The organism is Jeotgalibacillus aurantiacus (genome assembly GCF_020595125.1).
GTDB lineage: Bacteria > Bacillota > Bacilli > Bacillales > Jeotgalibacillaceae > Jeotgalibacillus > Jeotgalibacillus aurantiacus.
The window spans coordinates 523,647-544,840 of the sequence record NZ_JACNMS010000002.1; the positions used below are offsets into that span (position 1 = coordinate 523,647).

Consider the following 21,194-nt stretch of genomic DNA (forward strand, 5'->3'; position numbering starts at 1 on the left):
CTGACTGGGCCAGCTCTATTTACCGTATTAATGAGTCTTACATTTATCGTAAAGACCTTTTTCTTTCAATACTTTAATAAGCGTTTCTCCCATTACTGAAGGCGTTTCAGCAACGGCAATGCCACATTCGTTCATGACGCGGATTTTTTCTTCAGCGGTACCTTTACCGCCTGAAATAATCGCACCAGCGTGACCCATACGCTTTCCTGGAGGCGCAGTTGCACCGCCGATGAAGCCAACAACCGGCTTTGTCATATTTGCTTTTACCCACTCAGCCGCTTCTTCTTCAGCTGTTCCGCCGATCTCACCGATCATGATCACAGCTTCTGTTTCAGGGTCGTTGTTAAACGCTTCAAGTACGTCGATAAAGTTTGTTCCGTTTACAGGATCTCCACCGATACCTACTGCTGTAGATTGACCGATTCCTTCCTGTGAAAGCTGGTGAACCGCTTCATACGTAAGTGTTCCGGAACGGGAAACGACACCTACATGGCCTTTTGTATGAATGTAGCCAGGCATAATACCGATCTTACACTCATCCGGTGTGATGACACCAGGACAGTTAGGACCGACAAGACGTGTATTTTTGCCTTCCATATAACGTTTTACTTTGATCATATCATTTACCGGGATGTGCTCAGTGATACAGATCGCCATATCAAGCTCTGCATCTACACACTCTAAAATAGCGTCTGCTGCAAATGGTGCCGGAACGTAAATAACAGATACGTTTGCTCCTGTTGCTTTAACCGCTTCCTCCACAGTATTAAATACCGGTACGCCTTCCGCTTCAGTGCCACCTTTACCAGGTGTTACGCCTGCTACGATCTGCGTGCCGTACTCAAGCATCTGCTTCGTATGGAATAAGGCTGTAGAGCCCGTGATTCCCTGAACTAGAACTTTTGTATTCTTATCAATAAAAACACTCATTTATGCTCCCTGCCTTTCTCAGCCTACAAGTTCCACGATCTTTTGTGCGCCGTCTGCCATTGTTCCTGCAGCAACGATATCAAGATCTGACTCATTTAGAATTTTCTTACCAAGTTCAACGTTTGTTCCTTCAAGACGAACAACAAGAGGTACTTTAAGGCCAACCTGTTTCGCTGCCTCAACAACACCTTCGGCAATAATGTCACACTTCATAATTCCACCGAAAATGTTAACGAAAATTCCTTTTACATTTTCATCTGAAAGGATGATTTTGAACGCTTCAGTAACCTTCTCTGCCGTTGCGCCGCCCCCAACATCAAGGAAGTTGGCCGGGTCTCCGCCGTAATGTTTGATAATATCCATCGTCGCCATCGCAAGTCCGGCACCATTAACCATACAGCCGATGTTCCCATCAAGTGAGATGTAGCTTAGGTCGTATTTCGATGCTTCGATTTCCTTTGCATCCTCTTCATCAAGATCACGGAATTCCATTACATCTTTCTGACGGTAAAGCGCGTTTGCATCAAAGTTAAGCTTTGCATCAAGCGCCATTACGTTTCCGTCGCCAGTTGTAACAAGCGGATTAATTTCCGCGATTGAACAATCTTTTTCGATAAACATTTTGTAAAGTCCAAGCATGAACTTAACCGCTTTATTTACAAGCTCTTTTGGAATGTTGATATTAAACGCTACACGGCGTGCCTGGAACGCTGTAAGACCAACAACCGGATCAATCGTTTCACGGAAGATTTTTTCAGGAGTCGCTTCCGCCACTTCCTCGATTTCCGTGCCGCCTTCTTCTGATGCCATCAACGTAATACGTGATGTTGCACGGTCTAATACTAAACCGATGTAGTATTCTTTTTTGATGTCGCATCCTTCTTCAATAAGTAAGCGCTTAATTTCTTTTCCTTCAGGACCCGTCTGGTGCGTCACCAGCGTTTTTCCTAAAAGTTCTTTTGCATATGTACGAACCTCATCCAGACTTTTTGCGATTTTGACACCGCCAGCTTTACCGCGGCCGCCTGCATGGATCTGAGCTTTTACAACCGTTACTGATGAACCAAGCTCTTTCGCTGCTTCAACAGCCTCTTTAGGCGTGAATGCTACGTAACCTCTTGGAACGGATACCCCATATTTTCTGAGGAGTTCCTTTCCCTGATACTCGTGGATATTCATGTTCCATCCTCCTATCAAACTCTTTTGAAAATAGACTGCGCTTTCATTGTATAGAATGACAGAGGTCATGTCTACTATTTAAGGCGATCTTGTGAAAAAAGACACAAATAACTGAAAAGTCAGAAAAAACAGAGTCCGATCATACATATATGTAAATGACCGGACTCTGTTTTTATTCACTTATTGTTTCTTCTGCTGATCAAGTCTGTAGATGAAAGCAAACACTTCTGCAACTGCCTGATACAGATCATCCGGTATCGCTTCGTTCAGCTCCAGCTGGCCGAGAAGCTCAACAAGTGATTCATCCTGCTGCACAGGAACCTGATGCTCATTTGCTTTTTCAATAATTGTTTCTGCAAGCTTCCCTTTTCCCTTAGCCGTTACGACCGGTGCGAGCTGCTGATCAGACTTATACGTAAGCGCGACTGCCTGCAATCGTTTATTTTTCTCATTCATGCTTTGTAATCCACCTTATGATAGCCGGTTAGCAGCACGTCTTCAGCCGGACTGATGATTGGCGGGTCCACTTCACCCGCAACATGGAATTTAACTGAGGACAGCTGATAACCCATTTGATTCAGCGCATCTTTTAAGACTGGTACGAGCGGCTCAGCCAGCTCATCAAGTCCATTATGTTCATTATAAATATCAAGCGTGATGACGCGGTTTTGAACATTCATATCAATGACACTTTCCTTTAATTCTTTCAGCGTAATGTAAAACAGCACTCTTGCGAAATCCGGATCCAGCTGCCCTGTTGCCTTCTTTCTGCCGCTCCACTGCATGATCACATCAGACTGCTGGTTCCCAAGATGCATTGGAAACTGCATCAGCAGCTGCTGCATCGGACCATTATCAGTGGAAAAAAGCTGCATCCCGTTTAAGCGGCTTACGAGTGTTTCAGCACTTTCCCTGACTGAAGCCGGCTGCGTGGAATCCGCGATCAGTGATAAAAGCTGAGGTTTTAATGCCTCTGCCGCTTTTTCAGGCGGCAGTGTCTGATTCAGAAGCCGCGCTTCATAATCTATACCGGTTGCCTGAATCAGCTGCTTTAAAACGTGCATAAAGGAGTGACTGCTTCCCTGAGTACCGAGCAGCGACTGCGATTCAGCAAGGGCTACCGTGACTGCAGGCGGCTGTCCGGCAGTTACAGCCCCCTCCGGTAACAATTGTCTGACGAGCGGCATAACTGAATCAGGCATTTGGGGAATCAGGTGCTGCACCGTTAATAGTGGCGCACCAGGTTTGATTTGCTGCAGCGTAGACTGAACCTGAATAAAAAGCTGTGCAGCCTGTTGATTTCCTGCTGATGAAACAGGTGTCCCTGAAACGAGAGAGAGTGCCTGATGAATCTGCTGCAGCTGTTCAGGTTTTGCAGCGGGTAATGCCTGAAATTCTTTTTGTAAAGCCATTAAACCCTGCCACAAGCGGTTGGCCTGTACGTCAGGACTCTGCGCATTCCCTGTACCGTGCGAAGGCAATGTAAGCCCGTTTAAAACAGGTGTACCGGCTCCTTTTTCAATCAGCACACCAAGATTTTTCAGTACTTCAACAGCCTGATTTTTCTGCGGGTGCTGGCTGTCTACTGTTCTTTCCAGTAACCGTTGAACGAATTGCTCCGATACCGCCTTCTGATAGGGAGCGTCGATTGTCTGCAGCGTTCGGCTAAGAGCGGGCCTGTCACTGCTTTGCAGAGCTTCAGTCAGCTGATTAACAAGCGCAGTAACAGGAGATCTCGCGGCTTCATTTGCACTGGACGCCGCCTGAAATACAGGCGCTTTAAATGGAAGATCTTTTGATGCCATCCATTTTAAAACTGACAGTGCCTCCGTTTTATTTCCTGCTGCTGTTAAAAAAGAAGCAGCAGCTGTTACTTTTTCCGCGGTCACCGGCCATTTATTTTCAAACATACTCGTAAGAAGCTGTCTCAACTCCTTATTGTCAGTCAACTGTAGTGACTGAAGCAGAGCAGTTACAGTCTGGCGCGTGCTTTCCCCCGGCGTCTGATTACCGACAGGTTTGACACTGATTTCCCGGCCGTCATTCGTAATCTGGAGCCACCTTGCTTCTCCCTCAGAAAAAACAGCGTCCAGCTTTACTACGTGAGTCCGATTACCGATCTGTACTTCAGCTGTCTGATTAGGCATCAACCTGCTGATTTTTCCATAAACAATCTGACCGTGTTTGAGCGTCTGGTTTCGTTCCTGCGGAGATGCAGGAACTTGCGCACGCGTCTGGCCGGTTATATGTGATGAGGGCATGTGTCATCATCTCCTCTTGGCAGCAATAGATTTTACAGGCTCAAACGATAACCTGTGAATGTCAGTTGGTCCGTACTTATGTAAAGCTTCTACATGCTGTTTCGTACCGTAGCCGGCGTGGTTGTCAAAGCCATATTCAGGGAACCGTTCGGCAGCCTGTTCCATCAGCCTGTCTCTGGTTACCTTGGCAACGATAGAAGCCGCTGCGATACTGACACTTTTTGCATCGCCTTTTATGATGGATTTCTGCGAAATTGGAATCCGGAGCTCCACCGCATCAATCAAAGCATGGTCAGGCCGGCTCTTTAATTGTGTCAATGCCATTTCCATTGCTTTTTTTGAGGCATTTAAAATATTGATTTGATCGATTTCTTCAGCCTCTATGATCCCTACCCCGACATCTGCATGCTTCATAATTTCTTCGAAAAACAGCTCTCTTTGTGCGCGCCCGATCTTTTTGGAATCATTCAGACCCGGGAGATAAAAGTCTTCAGGAAGGATGGCGGCTGCAGCTACTACTGGTCCGGCAAGAGGTCCTCGGCCTGCTTCGTCCAGACCAGCGATCAGCTTTTTACCATTTGATTTCGCCTCATTTTCATAGCGCAGCATTTGTTCGTACTGTTCCTTTAACACCTGAGCTCTGTGCTGTTTTTTTGTGTGTCTCTCCACTAGGGCGAGTGCACCTTTTCTTTTATCCTGTAACAGTTCGGCTGGGATTGGCTGATTCGGATCAAGCGAATCGAGGATTTCACGCCATTCTTTTATTGATGTCATCGTTGTCACCTTTCTTCTTATATCGGCTCGTTTCATTTAAAATAAAGACTCCCTTTTTAGAGGGAGCCTTTAAAGGGTATTGCAAGTATCAACCGTGCCGGGTCATTCCTTCGCTTTCCGCGGCCGCGCGGTGAGCCAGCTTGCGCTTTGCGCTACGCTGTCTCACCTGTCGCTCCTCTGCCGCAGGAGTCTACGGAATGACCCGGCACTTATAATGTGCATAATCTGTTGAGTACTTAAATTAAGGAATTTAACCGATAGTAGAGAATCGTATTTTTTACTAAAAAACAGTAAAGTCTATCTTAAATATTCTCATATAAATATTTCCAACTGATTTCTGACTAATTAAAACATCATTTTTTTAACAACTATGCCAGGAATTATTCAGCACGGTTTTAACGATTAATTTTCTACGTCATCCAGTGCTTCAAGGTCGAATGTGATGGGGCCGAATTGGGTGTTTCTGATGTCGCGGACGATGAGGTCGGCTGTTTTGTCGTAGTCGACTTCACCACCGGCCATCAGACAGCCGCGTTTTTTTCCGATATGGTTAAACAGCTCTGCTGCATCCTCATGGATGACGTCCATCTGGTAACGTTCTTTCAGTCTTTCCGGATAGTAGGTTTCAAGGAACCTAAGCGCGTATAGGGCGATGTCCTGAAGATTCAGGATGGTATCTTTGATGGCACCTGTAAGCGCAAGTTTGTATCCTACCTGCTGATCTTCGAATTTTGGCCATAAAATACCCGGTGTATCGAGAAGCTCCATTTCCTTACCGGCTTTAATCCACTGCTGGGCTTTTGTTACACCCGGGCGGTTTCCTGTTTGGGCAATATTTTTTTTAGCCAGGCGGTTAATGAGTGTTGATTTTCCGACGTTCGGAATTCCAACGATCATGGCACGCATGGCTCGTGGCCGGATTCCTCTTGATTTCATTCTGTCCCATTTATCCTTTAAGATTTTCATGGATTCTTTTTGGATTTGCTGGAGACCTGTTCCTTTATCAGAATTTATGGCTACAGCAGGCAGTCCCTGATCGGCAAAATATTGGATCCATTCTTTTGTTTTTACCGGATCTGCCATATCTGCTTTATTGATCAGGATCAGCCTTGGCTTTTGACCAATGATTTCTTCGATCATCGGATTTCTTGAGGATACGGGAATACGTGCGTCTACAAGTTCAAATACGATGTCCACTAATTTAAGTTTTTCTGTTACCTGTCTTCTGGCTTTCGCCATATGTCCAGGAAACCATTGAATACTCATCTATCATTCACTCCTTACTTACAACTTTAAAGTCCTCAGGTGGCCAGAACACAATCGACATGACACCTACGACTGATTCTACCGATACAGGACCGATGTGGCGGCTGTCACGGCTTTTAGACCGGTTATCACCCATGACAAATAAATGACCCTCAGGAACCGTTTTCTCACCTGTTAATTCCTCCAGTGTAAAGTCAGCGGTTACCGCTTCTTCATCTAAAAACTGTTCTTCCGTCAACTGATCATTTATGTATAGCTTACCCTCTTTAAATGCAACAGTTTCACCGGGAAGACCGATTACCCGTTTAATATAATCATCACTTTCTGACGCATGGAAAACCACCATGTCAAACCGCTCAGGCTCTTCAAGACGGTAATTCAGCTTATTCACAATTAACCTGTCCCCATCTTTAAGCGCCGGATTCATGGAACTTCCATCTACAACAACTGGAGAAAATAAAAAGTAGCGGATACCCGCGGCACAAACAATGGCAATCAACAGGATTTTGGACCATTCCCACCATTCATTCTTAGCCTTTCTCATTTAAACGCCCCCATGTAATCTGCTTTCTCTATTTTAGCACAGCAGGTGAGGAATAACGTGTATTTGAACGAAAGAAGCAGGGCAAGAAACTATATATGAATGTTATAGGTTACATGATATTTTCACATTAAAAAAAGAGCTTGCAAGCAAGCTCTTTTTTCATTATTAGCGAATTTCTTTAATACGGGCCGCTTTACCGCGCAGGTTACGCAGGTAGTAAAGTTTCGCACGACGAACTTTACCGCGACGCACAACATCAAGCTTCGCAATTTTTGGTGTGTGTACAGGGAATGTACGCTCAACACCTACTCCGTAAGAGATCTTACGTACAGTAAATGTTTCACTTACTCCACCGCCACGGCGTTTAATAACAACACCTTCGAACACCTGGATACGCTCACGAGTTCCCTCAACAACCTTAACGTGAACCTTTACAGTATCACCCGGCTTGAATACAGGAAGATCAGAACGAAGTTGTTCTTTTGTAATTTCTTGAATTAAATTATGCATCGATTTCAACTCCTTCCAACAGATGTTCTTGCGGTTCTGTGACCATTTATGCAGCGGAACACCGTTTTCAAGGCTTATTCACTGATGTGAACTAAGCACAAGATTCATAATACCACAGCTGCCGATCTGTTTCAATGTTCTTTTTTGATTTCTTCAATCCATTTTTTCTGCTGGTCTGAAAGTGGATAAACGTCAAGAAGATCCGGGCGTCTGGTCCAAGTTCTCCTTAATGATTCCTTCATTCTCCACTCATCAATTTTACTGTGATTTCCGGACAATAGGACGTCAGGAACCTTGTGACCATTATATTCTGCAGGACGCGTGTAGTGAGGGTGCTCCAGAAGCCCGCTCGAATGTGAGTCCTTAACGGCAGATTCATCGTTTCCAAGCACACCGGGCAGCAGCCTGACGACACTGTCAATGACCGTCATCGCACCGAGTTCACCGCCTGTCAGAACGAAATCACCAATGGAGATTTCATCTGTCACAAGATGCTCACGGATTCTCTCATCGTACCCTTCATAGTGTCCGCAAATAAAGACAAGATGCTCTTCCTTTGAGAGCTCTTCTGCTTTTTTTTGCGTATACCTTTCACCCTGAGGACACATGAGGATAATTCTTGGTGCTTTTTCAGTTCCCTGAGTCAGCTGGTGGACAGCTTCGAAAATCGGTTCAGGCTTTAACACCATTCCCGCTCCGCCTCCGTATGGGTAATCGTCAACAGAGTTATGCTTGTTGCCTGAAAACTGACGAAAATCGGTTACGTTGTAGTCAACTGCTCCTTTTTCCTTCGCCTTCTTCAAAATGGATTCTCCGAAGACGCCATCAAACATAGATGGAAAGAGAGAGAGAACGTCAATTTTCATTCCAGCAGCCCCTCCATCGGGTGGATCACGACTTTTTTGTTTTCAGGATCAACGTCCAGTACAATGTCTGCAATAAACGGAATCATGACCTCTTTTTTAGCAGCGGTCTGCACAACCCACACATCATTGGCGCCCGGTGAAAGAATCTCTTTAATCGTGCCGACTGATTCACCTGCATCTGTTACAACTTCGCAGCCAATGATTTCATGATAATAGTATTCATGATCATCAAGGTCTGTCAGCTGTTTATCTGTAATCCGAAGAATGCCTTCTTTAAACGGCTCTACTTCATTGACATTATCCAAACCTTCAAATGTTAGAAGGTCAAAGTTTTTATGCTTACGGTGATGCTTGACTGTCAGTTCAAGCGGTTCGCTGCTCTGTTTTGTAAAAAGAAAAAGATTACTGCCTTTTGCATAGCGTTCCTCAGGAAAATCCGTACTTGAGATGACACGGACTTCCCCTTTGATACCATGCGTATTAACGATCTTACCTACATCGAACCATTCCATCATTACCACCCCTGACGGATTTCCTTCACCATACCGTCCTCAAGTACGATGACAGGCTTCTGATCCGGATGCCAGATGCTTCCTTCAGACAGGTCTACTAGCATGTCCGTTTCACGCAATGTATATTCCGTACCCATCGGCATATCTTCAATCGTCTTTTCCTGCGCATTCACCTGCGCGATCAGCTGACGTCTTTTATTAATTTCCTGGTTAATACGGTTTTTCACCGCATCATTAGATTGTTCAAATTGCTTCTCGAGTTTTTTCTGCTGAAAGATCAGCTGTTCAATCTCTTTCTGCGCACGATCATTTTTCTGTGCAAGAGAGTCCTTTAAACGTTTTTTTGAAGAGTTTGTCATTATTTCTTTAATGACTACTTTTTGAGTAACCTGCATGTTGAGCAACTCCTTTTTTGAAATCCATTTCATTATACAGCAAAAGGGAGGACATCTGCCTCCCTTTTACTGATCAATTATTTCAAGTACGGTTTTTTTCTTCTGACTACTTTCAGCAGCAAAAGTTACAGTACGTATAGCTTTCGCAACTCTGCCTTGTTTGCCAATGACTTTACCCATATCGTCCGGGTGGACTGAGAGGCGGTAAGCGATTGTCTGTTCATCTTCATGAACGTTAACGCTCACTGCCTCCGGGTGATCTACAAGAGGCTTGACAATCGTTTCGATAAGCTCTCTCATATACGTCTCTTATTTACCGTGCTTTGTGTTATGGAATTTCTCCATAATGCCTTCGTTAGAAAGAAGGTTACGTACAGTGTCAGAAGGCTTCGCGCCATTGCTCATCCACTTAAGAACCGCTTCTTCGTTGATATCTACTACAGCTGGGTTAGCAACCGGGTTGTAAGTTCCTACTGTTTCGATGAAACGTCCATCACGTGGTGAACGAGAATCTGCTACTACAATACGATAGAATGGGGATTTTTTAGCTCCCATACGCTTTAAACGAATTTTTACTGCCATTTTTATTGCACCTCCGAATAGTTTCACACAAGATAGTATAATAGCAAGGGTTTGACCCTTTGTAAAGTCTTTTTTCTTAACACACTGATTTTTTTATAAAAATGCCGGTTTACTGCATGAACGGGAAGTTAAATCCTCCGCGTTTTTTCCCTTTGGCCTGGGCATTTGTCATTTGCTTCATCATCTTTTTCATTTCTTCAAACTGCTTTAACAGACGGTTGATTTCCTGAATCGGACGACCGCTTCCACGGGAAATTCTTTTCCTGCGGCTTGCATTAATAATTTCTGGCTGCTCTTTCTCCTGAGGCGTCATTGACTGGATGATCGCTTCAACATGTCCAAGCTGCTTGCCGTCAACCTCGATATTATCAAGGCCCTTCATTTTGTTTGCACCGGGAATCATTTTTAACAATTCATCCAGTGGTCCCATTTGTTTCACCTGACCGAGCTGATCAAGGAAATCATCAAGGGTAAATGAAGCCGTACGAAGCTTTTGTTCCATTTCCTTTGCTTTTGCTTCATCGACATTCGTCTGGGCTTTCTCGATAAGCGAGAGCATATCACCCATTCCGAGAATACGGGAAGCCATTCGTTCAGGATGAAACGGCTCAAGCGCATCCATTTTTTCACCCATCCCGACAAATTTCACCGGTTTTCCTGTTACAGAACGGATCGAGAGCGCGGCACCACCACGCGTGTCCCCGTCAAGCTTTGTCAGAATGACACCTGAGACACCTAGTGCATCATCAAAGTTTTGCGCAACATTCACTGCATCCTGACCGGTCATGGAGTCCACAACAAGAAAGATTTCATCAGGAGAAGTAAGCTCTTTGATCTGCTTAAGCTCATCCATCAGCTCTTCATCAACGTGCAGGCGGCCGGCTGTATCGATCAGCACATAATCATGGTGTTCTTCCTTCGCTTTTTCAATCCCCGCTTTTGCAATTTCAACAGGGCTTACCTGATCCCCCATTGAGAAAACAGGAAGACTGAGCTGTTTACCGAGTGTTTCAAGCTGCTTGATCGCAGCAGGACGGTAAATATCAGCAGCAACAAGAAGAGGCTTGCGGTTATGCTTTTTACGCAGCAGTCCGGCAAGTTTACCTGCGGTGGTTGTTTTACCGGCACCCTGAAGTCCTACCATCATAATGACAGTAGGTGCTTTCTTCGCCACTGCGATCTGACTCTGTTCCCCACCCATTAATTCGGTGAGTTCTTCCTTTACAACCTTAATGACCTGCTGTCCGGGTGTCAGGGACTTCATGACTTCCTGACCGACAGCTCTTTCACTAACGCGTTTGACAAAGCTTTTAACAACCTTGAAGTTAACATCCGCTTCCAGTAAAGCGAGTCGGACTTCCCTCATCATTTCTTTTACGTCAGCTTCGCTAACCTTTCCTTTTCCGCGGATCTTCTGAATGGATCCCTGCAGACGGTCGGCTAATCCTTCAAATGCCATATCGTGAAGCCTCCTACTCTAATTCCTCAAGCGCATCAATAATCGGCAATAGCACTTCTTTTGATGGAGGTTCTGCAGCAGCAGCCTCTCTCAGTCTGCCAATCATCCCGGCACGCTCCTGAAATTTTTGAAATAACAATAATTTTGATTCATATTCCTCAAGCATTGCTTCTGTTCTCTTAATATTGTCATACACTGCCTGACGGCTGACATCATACTCTTCTGCAATTTCCCCCAAAGAATAATCATCCAGATAATATAGAGACATGTAGCTCCGCTGTTTTGGTGTTAACAGCATCTGATAAAAATCATAGAGAAAATTCACTCTGGTCGTTTTCTCGAGCATGACACGCCCCCCTTTGTTAAGTGAAAAGCCTTTACAGTGAAATCATACCGTGATCCCGGTATGATGTCAATATAAAGGCTCAATTCAGGTGTTCCCTCAAGTCAAGAGGATGGGCATGTGTAAAGTGTATTAATCTTCTTCAGCAATGATCTCTTCTTTATCAACGAGATCTGCAAAGAGACCGTACACATATCGTTCCGCATCAAACGGCTGAAGATCGTCCATCTTCTCCCCAAGCCCTACGTACTTAACAGGAATACCAAGCTCTTTTTTAATCGCAATGACGATTCCACCCTTGGCCGTTCCATCAAGTTTCGTCAGCACAATCCCTGAAACGTCAGTTGCTTCTTTGAAAATTTTCGCCTGGGTCATGGCATTCTGACCAGTTGTCGCATCGAGCGCCATCAGAACTTCATGCGGAGCACCCGGCACTTCACGCTCAATGACGCGCTTCACTTTTTCCAGCTCTTTCATGAGGTTCACTTTATTTTGCAGACGTCCTGCGGTATCACAAATCAGAATATCGGCTTTTCTGGCTTTGGCAGACTGCACCGCATCATACATAACAGCAGCAGGATCTGACCCTTCGCTCTGTTTAATCACGTCAACGCCGACTCGCTCACCCCATACTTCAAGCTGCTCAATGGCACCTGCACGGAATGTATCGCCCGCTGCCAGAAGAACCGACTTTCCTTCCTGCTTAAACTGATGTGCGAGTTTTCCGATTGTTGTCGTTTTCCCAACACCGTTTACACCCACAAATAAAATCACGGTCAGCTCGTTTTCCTGAATGTTTAACGCTTCAGCCGGCTCTTCCCCATCATAATAGATGTCGACAAGCTTCTGGGAAATGACACTGCGGATTTCTTCCGTATCTTTAATATTCTGGCGCTTTACTTCCATCTTCAGTTCTTCCACAAGCTCCATGACCGTATCAAAACCGACATCAGCCTGAATCAGCACTTCTTCTAGTTCTTCGAAGAAATCCTCATCTACGATCCGGTAGCGGGCTACAAGATCATTCATTCTTGAAGTAAAGCTGTTTCTAGTTTTCGTCAGGCCGTCACGGTATTTATCCGTTGACGGCTCTTCAGTCTGTGTGAATTTTTCTTTTAACTTTTTAAAGAAACTCATCAGTATCCCCCTGTTTTAGGTCAGCATATTTTGTTCTTCTTCAAATTTTACCGAGACAAGCTTTGAAACACCAGACTCCTGCATCGTTACACCGTAAAGGACATCAGCACCCTCCATCGTTCCTTTGCGGTGGGTAATCACAATAAACTGTGATTGCTCACTGAAGCGGTTCAGGTACTGACTGAAGCGCTGTACATTCGCTTCATCAAGCGCCGCTTCCACCTCATCCAGAATACAGAAAGGAACCGGTCTGACATGCAAAATGGCGAACAGTAAGGCAATCGCAGTCAGTGCACGTTCCCCTCCTGAAAGAAGGCTCAGGTTTTGAAGCTTCTTACCAGGCGGTTGTGCCACGATATCTATCCCCGTATGAAGCATATCCTGAGGATCAGTCAGCTTAAGCTCTGCGCGTCCCCCGCCGAAAAGCTCTACAAATACAGAAGCAAAATGAATCTTTACCTGATCGAATGTCTCTTTAAAGCGTCTTGACATTTCATCATCCATTTCACTGATGACCTGCATCAGATTGCTTTTGGCTTCGTTGAGATCAGTCTGCTGTTCAATGAGGAATTCGTATCGTTCTGATACCCTGTCGTATTCCTCAATGGCCCCGAGATTGACGGAACCAAGCTCTGAAATGGAAAGCTTGATCAGCTTAACCTTTACTTTCGCTTCCTCGGGATCTACCACGAGCGGATATTCTTCAATGGCAGCCTCATAGGATAGTTCATACTCTTCCTGCAGCTTATTCAGTCTGTAATCAATATCTGACTCTAAACGTCCGTTTTTCACTCTTAGGTCATTAATGCCTTCAGAGAGACCCTGATGCAGTCTGCTGAGTTCCTTATAGGAGGCAGTCAGCTTTTGGATCGTTTCCTCAAGCTCTTCACGTTCTTCTTTTTTCGCACCGAGCTCGTCCATCAATGATTGACGTTCAGCCTGTTTGTCAGCAATTTGCCTTTGAAGAACCACAGTCTGATCTTCTCCTGATGTCATTTCTTTTGACAGCCAGGTGAGATCTTCTGCTGTATTTTTTTTGTTTTGTTCAAGCTCTAATAAGGTTTCCTGCAGCTCCCGTTCCTCTCTTTTACGTTGAGAAAGCTTTTCTTCTGAAACGGCAAGCTTTGATTGAAGCTTTGATTTTACCTGGATTTTCTCATCTCTTGATGAGCTTTGAACCTGTTTCTGCTTCGTCAGCTCTTTAATGGTGAGATCAAGCTGTTCAAGCTCAACAACAGATCTTTCAAGCTTTTGCTTAATGTCAGCTGTCTTCGCTGTCACAGATTTACTTGCATCCTGATATTCAGCAATTTCGAGATCATATAGGGCAAGCTGTTCATCTGTTTTCTTTAATGCGGCTTCTGCTTCGCGGAGTTCAGCCTTCAGTTCCGACTCCTGAATACGCATTTGCTCACCTGAAGTTCTGAGTGTTTCCATCTCGTGATCTGCTGTGGCAGCCTGTTGTTTGAGTTCCTGCACTTTCTTTTCAAGCTTCACTGCAGTCTGTTCAAAGTCAGGTATTTGTGCCGTCAGCTGATCAAGCTCGTTTTTACGGGAAAAGATCGAGCTGCTTTTTTTCGCCTGCGCTCCACCTGTCATCGAGCCTCCCGGATTGACCAGGTCACCGTCAAGCGTCACAATCCGGTATCTGTATCCGAGCTGTTTTGCTAATTCATTGGCACCTTTCAAATCCCGTGCAACAATGACGTTACCAAGGAGATTTTCAATGACATGACGATATTTTTCATCAAATGAAACAAGGGCTGAGGCCGTATTGATAAATGCCTGATGTCCATTGATCTGATGAAGAACGGATGATGGAACAAGCCTTGACTTAATAACGGTCATCGGAAGAAAAGTAGCGCGCCCCATCCGGTTTTTCTTTAAAAACTGAATGGCATCTCTCGCTTCTTTTTCCGAAACGGTTACAATGCTCTGCATCGATCCGCCGAGCGCTGTTTCAATCGCTGTTTCCGTTTCCTTTTCAACATCAATCAGCTCTGCAACCGCTCCTTCAATTCCTGAAAGAGCATTACCCCGGGCTTTCAGTATTTCCTTTACGCCCTGATAAAATCCTGAAAACTCCTCTTCCATAGATTCGAGCATTGATTTTCTCGACTTGGCTTCACTCACGTACTGATAAGCCTTGTAGAGTTTTGCTTCAAACTGCTCTGCCTCCTGGAGGAGATGGCTTCTTCTTTCCTGTAGCCCACGATACTCGGCGGACATGCTTTCAAGTTCCTCCGTTTTCTTCTGTAAGACGCCCTGCAATTCCGTATATCTTTGCTGATGCTTCTCACGCTCCTGAATAAACGTCACGTTTTGACCCGTGAGTTTATCTGCACGGACGGAGTCCTGCTTTTGCTGCTGTTCAAGATAGGTCAGCTCATTTTTCAGTGCTGTCTGATCGTTTAGGCACTCAAAATAATCATTTTTTGCCTGTTCAAGCTGCTCTTCAATCTGATTAACGGATGTATTCAAAAATTGATCCAGCTCTGCCAGCTGTTTCTTCAGAGAGGCAGTATCTGATTTATAATCAGCTGCTTTTTCTTTGTTTTCCTTGATCTTATGGTTAACACGGACGAGCTGCTGATCAATCTCCTTCAGCTTTTGATTCAGCTGATCTTCATTTTGATCGGCATTTTTTCTGCGCTCAACGAGTACCTGACGGCGGCCTTCAAGCTGCTCTGTTTCCTCTGTCAGCTTAAGCAAAATCGCCTGGGACGTTTCAATTTGTTTTTCACATTGAATACGCATCGTCTGCTTTTCATTAAGAATACTATCCGTCCGGTCAAGCTCGAGCTTCATATCTTTTTCTTTCACAGACATGTCGGCCAGCTGCTGTTTCTTATTTTCCCAGTCAGCCGTCATGGAACCGATCTCATAACCTAAAAGAGCTGCCTCTGTATGCTTCAGATCTTCTTTATAGGCTAAATACTCTCTTGCTAAAGAGGCCTGAATTTTCAAAGGTTCAACCTGTCCTTCAAGCTCATGCAGAATATCCTGTACCCGGTAAAGATTTTCCTGTGTTTCGGTTAATTTCTGATCCGCTTTTTTACGGCGTGTTTTATATTTCAGAACACCCGCCGCTTCCTCAAGAATCACTCTTCTGTCTTCAGGTTTACTGTTTAAAATCTGATCCACGCGTCCCTGTCCGATGATGGAAAAGGCTTCTTTGCCCAATCCTGTATCGATAAACAGTTCAACAATATCCTTCAGACGGCAGCTCTGATTATTCAGCAGATACTCACTGTCACCGGTCCGGTAAACTCTTCTTGTCACACTTACTTCTGCATAGTCAAGAGGCAACGCTCCATCCCCGTTATCGAGAATAAGCGTCACCTCTGCAAAATTAAGCGGTTTTCTTGAGTCACTTCCGGAGAAAATGACATCTTCCATTTTCCCTCCGCGCAGTGACTTGGCAGACTGCTCTCCAAGCACCCAGCGGATGGCTTCTGTAATATTACTCTTTCCGCTGCCGTTTGGTCCGACTACAGCTGTCACACCGGGCACAAAATCCACATGTATTCTTTCTGCAAATGATTTAAAGCCCGCGACTTCAAGTTGTTTTAAATACATTATTCCTTCTCCTGCTGTTCAGGCTTTTTCTTTAAATAAACAAGTGCCTTTTCCGCTGCATGCTGTTCTGCTTCCTTTTTCGAACGCCCGGTTCCTGTACCAAGCTCCTCTTCACCAAGCAGCACTCTTGAGATAAATTCACGATTATGCGCCGGGCCCTTCTCTTTTAAAATTTCATATTGAAGCGTACCGGAATGGTTCCGTTGAATAAACTCCTGCAGCTGACTCTTGTAATCCATCACATGCGAAAAAGCACCGGTTTCAATTTTCGGGAAGACGACCTTTTCAAGGATTTTCTTTACAGAATCCATTCCCTGATCGAGATACAGTGCGCCGACAAACGCTTCAAACACATCCGCAAGAAGTGCCGGACGCATTCTTCCGCCTGTCTGTTCCTCACCCTTACCGAGCAGGATCATGTCACCGAAATTCATTTCATTCGCGAAAACAACGAGAGAAGGCTCACAAACAATGGCTGCTCTGAGTTTTGTCATCTCTCCCTCACTCATTTGAGGATATGTCCCGAATAAATAATGTGAGACAGACAGTTCAAGAACAGCGTCACCTAAAAATTCAAGGCGCTCATTATCCTCGTAAGGCTTTCTCCGATGCTCATTCACATAAGATGAATGTGTAAATGCTTTAATCAAAAGCTTTTTGTTATTAAACTGGATTTCATGCTTTTCCTGAAATTCCTTAAATTTCTGTTCCATGCTTTTAGCAGAAAACTGATCATTTTTATATTTACCCACTGGGACTTCACCTTGCCATTCATTAATCTATTTCTTACATGTTGACACCGCTCAGGAGACTGCGCTCTGGTCTGTAACGCCAATTAAAATAAAAGCTTGGCATGAAGGTTCATGCCAAGCGGATAGAAAGGTTCGTCTCGGCCGACTGCATTACATTTTGCTTTCTATGTAACTAACTGCATCTCCAACGGTACCAATCTTTTCTGCATCTTCATCAGAAATTTCCATATCAAATTCATCTTCAAGCTCCATTACTAATTCTACTACATCAAGTGAATCAGCACCAAGATCTTCCTTGAAAGAAGCTTCAAGCTTAACTTCAGATTCATCGACTCCTAGTCGGTCAACGATGATTTTCGTTACGCGGTCTAATACTTCTGCCATGTTCGTCACCTCCCTTCAAGTATTATAGAGTAATTGAGGCCCGATTTAAAGCGATTCACGGATTTTCTCATTACATTTATATTTCGTTTTTTCAATAGGATACGGTTTGCCGCTACATCACCATTCCGCCATCTACATGCAGCGTCTGTCCTGTAATATAGGACGAATCCTCCGATGCAAAGAACGCAACGGCTTTGGCAATATCTTCAGGCTGTCCGAAACGGTCAAGCGGAATCATGTTTTTCATGGATGCCTGTACATCCTCAGGCAGCTCGCCTGTCATATCTGTTTCGATAAACCCGGGTGCAATAGCGTTAACAGTGATACCTCTTGAAGCAAGTTCTTTAGCAGCCGTTTTCGTTAAGCCGATAACACCTGCTTTTGACGCAACGTAGTTCGCCTGGCCCGGATTCCCCATTACACCAACGATAGAGGAAACATTAATAATTCTTCCTGCGCGCTGCTTCATCATCGGACGGGTCACCGCTTTTGTTGTTAAGAAGACGCCTTTCAGGTTCACATCCATTACCTGATCCCATTCCTCTTCCTTCATTCTCATTAAAAGGTTATCTTTTGTGATTCCTGCATTATTAACTAATACGTCAATTTTTCCGAATTCATTCACGGTTTCTTTCACCATTGCCTGCACTTCTTCGGCATCTGACACATTGGCTTTAATCACGATCGCTTTTCTGCCCAGTGAACGGATTTCTTCCGCTACTTCATTTGCTTTCGCTTCACTTCCGCTGTAGTTAACAGCAATATCTGCGCCCTGATTTGCCAAATGAATGGCGATGGCGCGGCCAATCCCTCTTGAAGCACCGGTTACCAATACTGCTTTTCCATCTAAATTCATGATTATTCCCCTTTCAATGCCGCAACAGCAACTTCGAGCGTTTCCTGATCATAAACCGGATACACTGTTGCTTTTCTGTTGATTTTTTTCACCAGACCGGATAACACTTTGCCTGGTCCCGCTTCTACGAATGTGTCCACTCCGAGGCTGATCAGCTGTTCGATTGAATCCTCCCATAAAACCGGAGAATAGAGCTGTGCAACGAGCAGCTTTTCAATTTTTTCTGATTCAAATACAGCATCTGCCGTGACATTTGCTACAACCGGAACCTGCGCATTTGAAATACTGATATTGGCAAGCTCATGCTGGAACTTTTCTGCAGCAGGCTTCATCAGGCTGGAGTGAAACGGACCGCTCACATTCAACGGAAGCACCCGTTTTGCCCCCCGCTCCTTCGCAAGTGACGAGGCCTTCTCCACACCCGCCGCTGAACCTGAAATGACAATTTGTCCAGGACAATTCAAATTCGCAAGCTGAACTTCATCGCCCTGATCCGTAATTTCATCGGTAACGTCCTTTAAGGCTGAACGCTCCATACCCAGCACTGCCGCCATACTGCCCTGACCGTCAGGAACCGCTTCTTCCATCAGTTCACCGCGTTTACGCACGGCTTTCAGTGCATCTTCAAAAGATAAAGCACCGGCTGCAACGAGCGCTGAATATTCCCCAAGGCTGTGTCCTGCTGCATAATCCATATGCACGCCCTTTTCCTTTAACACTTCCAAAATGGCGACACTGCTCGTTAAAAGAGCCGGCTGAGCATTATACGTTTTTGTTAATTCTTCCTGAGGGCCATTTTTCATCAGCGATGTAAAAGACTCTCCAAGGATCGACTCAGCCTGCTTAAAAATTTGTGCTGCTGATTCATATGTACCGGCGATTTCACCTGCCATTCCTACCGTCTGGGAACCTTGTCCCGGGAATAAAAATGCAATTTTAGCCATGATCACAAACTCCTTTTAAATAAATAATATCGTCAATTTCACTCCATTACTGATTCGCCTGGTCCGCAAGACTGATGGAGTCGGAAATTTTCCCGCAGACATCATGCTTCGCCATCGTATTTGCCTGCTTAATGGCGTTATAAAGCGCATTGGCATTGGACGATCCGTGCGCTTTCACAACAGGCGCGTTAAGGCCAAACAAACCTGCCCCACCGTATTCTGTATAATCCATTTTATTTTTCAGCTGTCTCATATCATTTTTCACAAGACCTGCAGCCAGTTTATTTTTGACTGATGAAGTAAAGGTGTCTTTGATCATGCCAAACAGCGCCTGTGCCGTTCCTTCAATCGTCTTCAATACCATATTCCCGGTGAATCCGTCTGTCACAACAACGTCAGCAACTCCATTTAACAGATCACGTGATTCGACATTGCCGATAAAGTTCAGACCGGACTGCTGAAGCAGATCATAGGCCTGCTTAGTCAGTTCATTTCCTTTACCTTCTTCAGTCCCGATATTGAGCAGGCCGACGGTTGGTCTGGAAATGTTTCTTACCTGCTCAGCGTAAATACTGCCCATCACGGCGTACTGAAGCAGATGTTCAGGCTTGGCATCAGCATTGGCACCGAGGTCGAGCATGACAAAACCCTGACCGTCAAGTGTAGGCAGTGTAGGCGACAGCGCAGGGCGGTCAATGCCTTTAATCCGGCCAACGACAAATAATCCGGATGCCATCAGTGCACCTGTGTTACCGGCTGATACACATGCGTCCGCTTCCCCATCCTTCACAGCCTGAGCCATCAGCACCATGGAAGCATTTTTCTTACGTCTCACCGCACGAACCGGCTCATCGGTGCTCAGAATTTTTTCTTCTGTATGAATGACTTCAATCTGAGAGGAAGGTGTTAAATGCTCATTAATCTGTTTTTCATTTCCATACAGTTTGACCGTCAGCGTAACGTCCTCCTGCACAGCTTTCATGACACCATGAACAATTTCTTTCGGGGCATGGTCTCCCCCCATTGCGTCAACTGCAATAATCATGCTTCTTGTCCTCCTTCTTCTGAAGAGCGGTACATCTCGAATTCCCCTTCGAACACGAGCGTCTGCTCAACATACGACCTGACTTCAACAAACGTCCGCCGGTTATCTCTCTTTTTTACTTTTGCTTTTGCTACGACACGGTCACCCTCTTTTACCTGTCTGCAAAATTGAATATTTGCATGTGCGGTAAGGGCAAGATCATCATTAATCAGCGCGACTGCAAGTGAATTCGCCTGTGCAAACAAATGATGCCCTCTGGCAATCCGGTTGCGCTGAAACACATGCTCTTCCCTGACATCGAAAATGGAAATCGCACTTTCATCAAGCTCTACATCGATAATCTCACCAATGATCTCATCAATCGGAAGCGAACGCACCTCATCTTCAAACGTCTGCTCAGCCACATGCTTAATCCGCTCCCTGAGCTCAGGAATTGCAAGCTCCATACGATCAAGCCGGATTGTCTGAACACTCACATCAAATGTCTTTGCCAATTCATCATCCGTGATAAACGGGTTATCCGCAATTGTATTTTTCAACAGCGCCTGCCGCTCTCTTTTCGTCCGTTTCATCCCTTCACCATCCGATACTAACACTAGGTACTAATAGTAGTATATAAATATTGAGGTATAGATGCAACTGGGAAAGGTGGATGCGGGCGGCACTTGGTCACTTGCAACTTTCGTTTGGACACTTTCTCTGGTGACTTGGACACATTCAGATGTTGTTTGGTCACTTACATCCAGAACTTGGACACTTTCGTGACATTTCTCTGCAACACACTCGGATTCTTTAAAGAATCAAGTTACCTAAAGCCATTCCAGTGGGCTGGGCGCCGGAGCAGAGAAAATCATTCGGCAACTTTATGTATGTTCA

Annotated in this window: 23 protein-coding genes; all 23 read right to left on the reverse strand. The window is 45.0% G+C overall.

Annotation, left to right across the window (positions count from 1 at the left end; all coding sequences use genetic code 11):
* Positions 1–27 precede the first annotated feature (27 nt).
* The 23 genes from sucD to fapR all read right to left on the reverse strand — a co-directional run bounded on the left by sucD (position 28) and on the right by fapR (position 20,890).
* Positions 28–930, reverse strand: coding sequence for a succinate--CoA ligase subunit alpha (gene sucD / locus H7968_RS07425; protein WP_227395548.1), 903 nt, complete (start codon positions 928–930; stop codon positions 28–30).
* Between the two features lie 18 nt (positions 931–948).
* Positions 949–2,109 (reverse strand): ADP-forming succinate--CoA ligase subunit beta, encoded by a 1,161-nt coding sequence (gene sucC / locus H7968_RS07430; protein ID WP_134371863.1) that lies wholly within the window; start codon positions 2,107–2,109, stop codon positions 949–951.
* 180 nt (positions 2,110–2,289) lie between these two features.
* Positions 2,290–2,565: an EscU/YscU/HrcU family type III secretion system export apparatus switch protein gene (locus H7968_RS07435; protein ID WP_227395549.1), complete on the reverse strand. Its 276-nt coding sequence runs from the start codon at positions 2,563–2,565 to the stop codon at positions 2,290–2,292.
* Positions 2,562–4,370: a hypothetical protein gene (locus tag H7968_RS07440; protein WP_227395550.1), complete on the reverse strand. Its 1,809-nt coding sequence runs from the start codon at positions 4,368–4,370 to the stop codon at positions 2,562–2,564. Before H7968_RS07440 ends, H7968_RS07435 begins: the two co-directional genes overlap by 4 nt.
* Before the next feature lie 6 nt (positions 4,371–4,376).
* Positions 4,377–5,180, reverse strand: a complete 804-nt coding sequence (locus tag H7968_RS07445) for a ribonuclease HII (RefSeq protein ID WP_227395551.1) — start codon at positions 5,178–5,180, stop codon at positions 4,377–4,379.
* A 366-nt stretch (positions 5,181–5,546) separates the two neighbouring features.
* Entirely contained in the window at positions 5,547–6,410 is an 864-nt protein-coding gene (gene ylqF / locus H7968_RS07450) for a ribosome biogenesis GTPase YlqF (RefSeq protein WP_227395552.1), read from the reverse strand.
* 7 nt (positions 6,411–6,417) lie between these two features.
* The gene (gene lepB, locus H7968_RS07455; RefSeq protein WP_227395553.1) at positions 6,418–6,954 is read right to left on the reverse strand and encodes a signal peptidase I; all 537 of its coding nucleotides are present in this window, start codon (positions 6,952–6,954) and stop codon (positions 6,418–6,420) included.
* Between the two features lie 165 nt (positions 6,955–7,119).
* Positions 7,120–7,464: a 50S ribosomal protein L19 gene (gene rplS, locus H7968_RS07460; RefSeq protein ID WP_227395554.1), complete on the reverse strand. Its 345-nt coding sequence runs from the start codon at positions 7,462–7,464 to the stop codon at positions 7,120–7,122.
* A gap of 131 nt (positions 7,465–7,595) precedes the next feature.
* The gene (gene trmD / locus H7968_RS07465; protein ID WP_227395555.1) at positions 7,596–8,330 is read right to left on the reverse strand and encodes a tRNA (guanosine(37)-N1)-methyltransferase TrmD; all 735 of its coding nucleotides are present in this window, start codon (positions 8,328–8,330) and stop codon (positions 7,596–7,598) included.
* The gene (rimM, locus tag H7968_RS07470) at positions 8,327–8,845 is read right to left on the reverse strand and encodes a ribosome maturation factor RimM (RefSeq protein ID WP_227395556.1); all 519 of its coding nucleotides are present in this window, start codon (positions 8,843–8,845) and stop codon (positions 8,327–8,329) included. Before rimM ends, trmD begins: the two co-directional genes overlap by 4 nt.
* Positions 8,845–9,237 (reverse strand): YlqD family protein, encoded by a 393-nt coding sequence (locus H7968_RS07475; protein WP_134371881.1) that lies wholly within the window; start codon positions 9,235–9,237, stop codon positions 8,845–8,847. The genes rimM and H7968_RS07475 overlap by 1 nt, the downstream gene beginning before the upstream one ends.
* A gap of 66 nt (positions 9,238–9,303) precedes the next feature.
* The gene (locus H7968_RS07480) at positions 9,304–9,537 is read right to left on the reverse strand and encodes a KH domain-containing protein (protein WP_227395557.1); all 234 of its coding nucleotides are present in this window, start codon (positions 9,535–9,537) and stop codon (positions 9,304–9,306) included.
* Between the two features lie 9 nt (positions 9,538–9,546).
* Complete coding sequence (gene rpsP / locus H7968_RS07485) at positions 9,547–9,819, reverse strand: 30S ribosomal protein S16 (RefSeq protein ID WP_227395558.1); 273 nt, start codon at positions 9,817–9,819, stop codon at positions 9,547–9,549.
* Between the two features lie 109 nt (positions 9,820–9,928).
* The gene (ffh, locus tag H7968_RS07490; protein WP_227395559.1) at positions 9,929–11,278 is read right to left on the reverse strand and encodes a signal recognition particle protein; all 1,350 of its coding nucleotides are present in this window, start codon (positions 11,276–11,278) and stop codon (positions 9,929–9,931) included.
* 13 nt (positions 11,279–11,291) lie between these two features.
* A complete protein-coding gene (locus H7968_RS07495; protein ID WP_134371889.1) occupies positions 11,292–11,624 on the reverse strand; it encodes a putative DNA-binding protein in 333 nt (110 codons plus the stop codon).
* Positions 11,625–11,753: 129 nt separating this feature from the next.
* Positions 11,754–12,758 (reverse strand): signal recognition particle-docking protein FtsY, encoded by a 1,005-nt coding sequence (ftsY, locus tag H7968_RS07500; RefSeq protein WP_227395560.1) that lies wholly within the window; start codon positions 12,756–12,758, stop codon positions 11,754–11,756.
* 15 nt (positions 12,759–12,773) lie between these two features.
* Positions 12,774–16,337 (reverse strand): chromosome segregation protein SMC, encoded by a 3,564-nt coding sequence (gene smc, locus H7968_RS07505; RefSeq protein WP_227395561.1) that lies wholly within the window; start codon positions 16,335–16,337, stop codon positions 12,774–12,776.
* Positions 16,337–17,050 carry a ribonuclease III gene (rnc, locus tag H7968_RS07510; protein WP_227395901.1) on the reverse strand — a complete coding sequence of 238 codons (714 nt, stop codon included), beginning with the start codon at positions 17,048–17,050 and terminating at the stop codon, positions 16,337–16,339. Before rnc ends, smc begins: the two co-directional genes overlap by 1 nt.
* Before the next feature lie 189 nt (positions 17,051–17,239).
* Positions 17,240–17,473 (reverse strand): acyl carrier protein, encoded by a 234-nt coding sequence (gene acpP, locus H7968_RS07515; protein WP_039808828.1) that lies wholly within the window; start codon positions 17,471–17,473, stop codon positions 17,240–17,242.
* Positions 17,474–17,585: 112 nt separating this feature from the next.
* Positions 17,586–18,329: a 3-oxoacyl-[acyl-carrier-protein] reductase gene (fabG, locus tag H7968_RS07520; protein ID WP_227395562.1), complete on the reverse strand. Its 744-nt coding sequence runs from the start codon at positions 18,327–18,329 to the stop codon at positions 17,586–17,588.
* 2 nt (positions 18,330–18,331) lie between these two features.
* A complete protein-coding gene (gene fabD, locus H7968_RS07525; RefSeq protein ID WP_227395563.1) occupies positions 18,332–19,273 on the reverse strand; it encodes an ACP S-malonyltransferase in 942 nt (313 codons plus the stop codon).
* A 46-nt stretch (positions 19,274–19,319) separates the two neighbouring features.
* Positions 19,320–20,318 carry a phosphate acyltransferase PlsX gene (gene plsX / locus H7968_RS07530; RefSeq protein ID WP_227395564.1) on the reverse strand — a complete coding sequence of 333 codons (999 nt, stop codon included), beginning with the start codon at positions 20,316–20,318 and terminating at the stop codon, positions 19,320–19,322.
* Entirely contained in the window at positions 20,315–20,890 is a 576-nt protein-coding gene (gene fapR, locus H7968_RS07535) for a transcription factor FapR (RefSeq protein WP_227395565.1), read from the reverse strand. Before fapR ends, plsX begins: the two co-directional genes overlap by 4 nt.
* Between the last annotated feature and the right edge of the window lie 304 nt (positions 20,891–21,194).

Excerpts from the sequence above, each read along its gene's own strand:
- ffh (WP_227395559.1), bottom strand. The coding sequence starts at position 11,278 with ATGGCATTTGAAGGATTAGCCGACCGTCTGCAGGGATCCATTCAGAAG.
- H7968_RS07440 (WP_227395550.1), bottom strand. The coding sequence starts at position 4,370 with ATGCCCTCATCACATATAACCGGCCAGACGCGTGCGCAAGTTCCTGCA.
- rimM (WP_227395556.1), bottom strand. The coding sequence starts at position 8,845 with ATGATGGAATGGTTCGATGTAGGTAAGATCGTTAATACGCATGGTATC.
- H7968_RS07435 (WP_227395549.1), bottom strand. The coding sequence starts at position 2,565 with ATGAATGAGAAAAATAAACGATTGCAGGCAGTCGCGCTTACGTATAAG.
- rpsP (WP_227395558.1), bottom strand. The coding sequence starts at position 9,819 with ATGGCAGTAAAAATTCGTTTAAAGCGTATGGGAGCTAAAAAATCCCCA.
- H7968_RS07495 (WP_134371889.1), bottom strand. The coding sequence starts at position 11,624 with ATGCTCGAGAAAACGACCAGAGTGAATTTTCTCTATGATTTTTATCAG.
- rplS (WP_227395554.1), bottom strand. The coding sequence starts at position 7,464 with ATGCATAATTTAATTCAAGAAATTACAAAAGAACAACTTCGTTCTGAT.
- rnc (WP_227395901.1), bottom strand. The coding sequence starts at position 17,050 with ATGGAACAGAAATTTAAGGAATTTCAGGAAAAGCATGAAATCCAGTTT.
- plsX (WP_227395564.1), bottom strand. The coding sequence starts at position 20,318 with ATGATTATTGCAGTTGACGCAATGGGGGGAGACCATGCCCCGAAAGAA.
- acpP (WP_039808828.1), bottom strand. The coding sequence starts at position 17,473 with ATGGCAGAAGTATTAGACCGCGTAACGAAAATCATCGTTGACCGACTA.
- ylqF (WP_227395552.1), bottom strand. The coding sequence starts at position 6,410 with ATGAGTATTCAATGGTTTCCTGGACATATGGCGAAAGCCAGAAGACAG.
- H7968_RS07445 (WP_227395551.1), bottom strand. The coding sequence starts at position 5,180 with ATGAAACGAGCCGATATAAGAAGAAAGGTGACAACGATGACATCAATA.
- fapR (WP_227395565.1), bottom strand. The coding sequence starts at position 20,890 with ATGAAACGGACGAAAAGAGAGCGGCAGGCGCTGTTGAAAAATACAATT.
- fabD (WP_227395563.1), bottom strand. The coding sequence starts at position 19,273 with ATGGCTAAAATTGCATTTTTATTCCCGGGACAAGGTTCCCAGACGGTA.
- smc (WP_227395561.1), bottom strand. The coding sequence starts at position 16,337 with ATGTATTTAAAACAACTTGAAGTCGCGGGCTTTAAATCATTTGCAGAA.
- sucC (WP_134371863.1), bottom strand. The coding sequence starts at position 2,109 with ATGAATATCCACGAGTATCAGGGAAAGGAACTCCTCAGAAAATATGGG.
- H7968_RS07475 (WP_134371881.1), bottom strand. The coding sequence starts at position 9,237 with ATGCAGGTTACTCAAAAAGTAGTCATTAAAGAAATAATGACAAACTCT.
- lepB (WP_227395553.1), bottom strand. The coding sequence starts at position 6,954 with ATGAGAAAGGCTAAGAATGAATGGTGGGAATGGTCCAAAATCCTGTTG.
- sucD (WP_227395548.1), bottom strand. The coding sequence starts at position 930 with ATGAGTGTTTTTATTGATAAGAATACAAAAGTTCTAGTTCAGGGAATC.
- H7968_RS07480 (WP_227395557.1), bottom strand. The coding sequence starts at position 9,537 with ATGAGAGAGCTTATCGAAACGATTGTCAAGCCTCTTGTAGATCACCCG.
- trmD (WP_227395555.1), bottom strand. The coding sequence starts at position 8,330 with ATGAAAATTGACGTTCTCTCTCTCTTTCCATCTATGTTTGATGGCGTC.
- ftsY (WP_227395560.1), bottom strand. The coding sequence starts at position 12,758 with ATGAGTTTCTTTAAAAAGTTAAAAGAAAAATTCACACAGACTGAAGAG.
- fabG (WP_227395562.1), bottom strand. The coding sequence starts at position 18,329 with ATGAATTTAGATGGAAAAGCAGTATTGGTAACCGGTGCTTCAAGAGGG.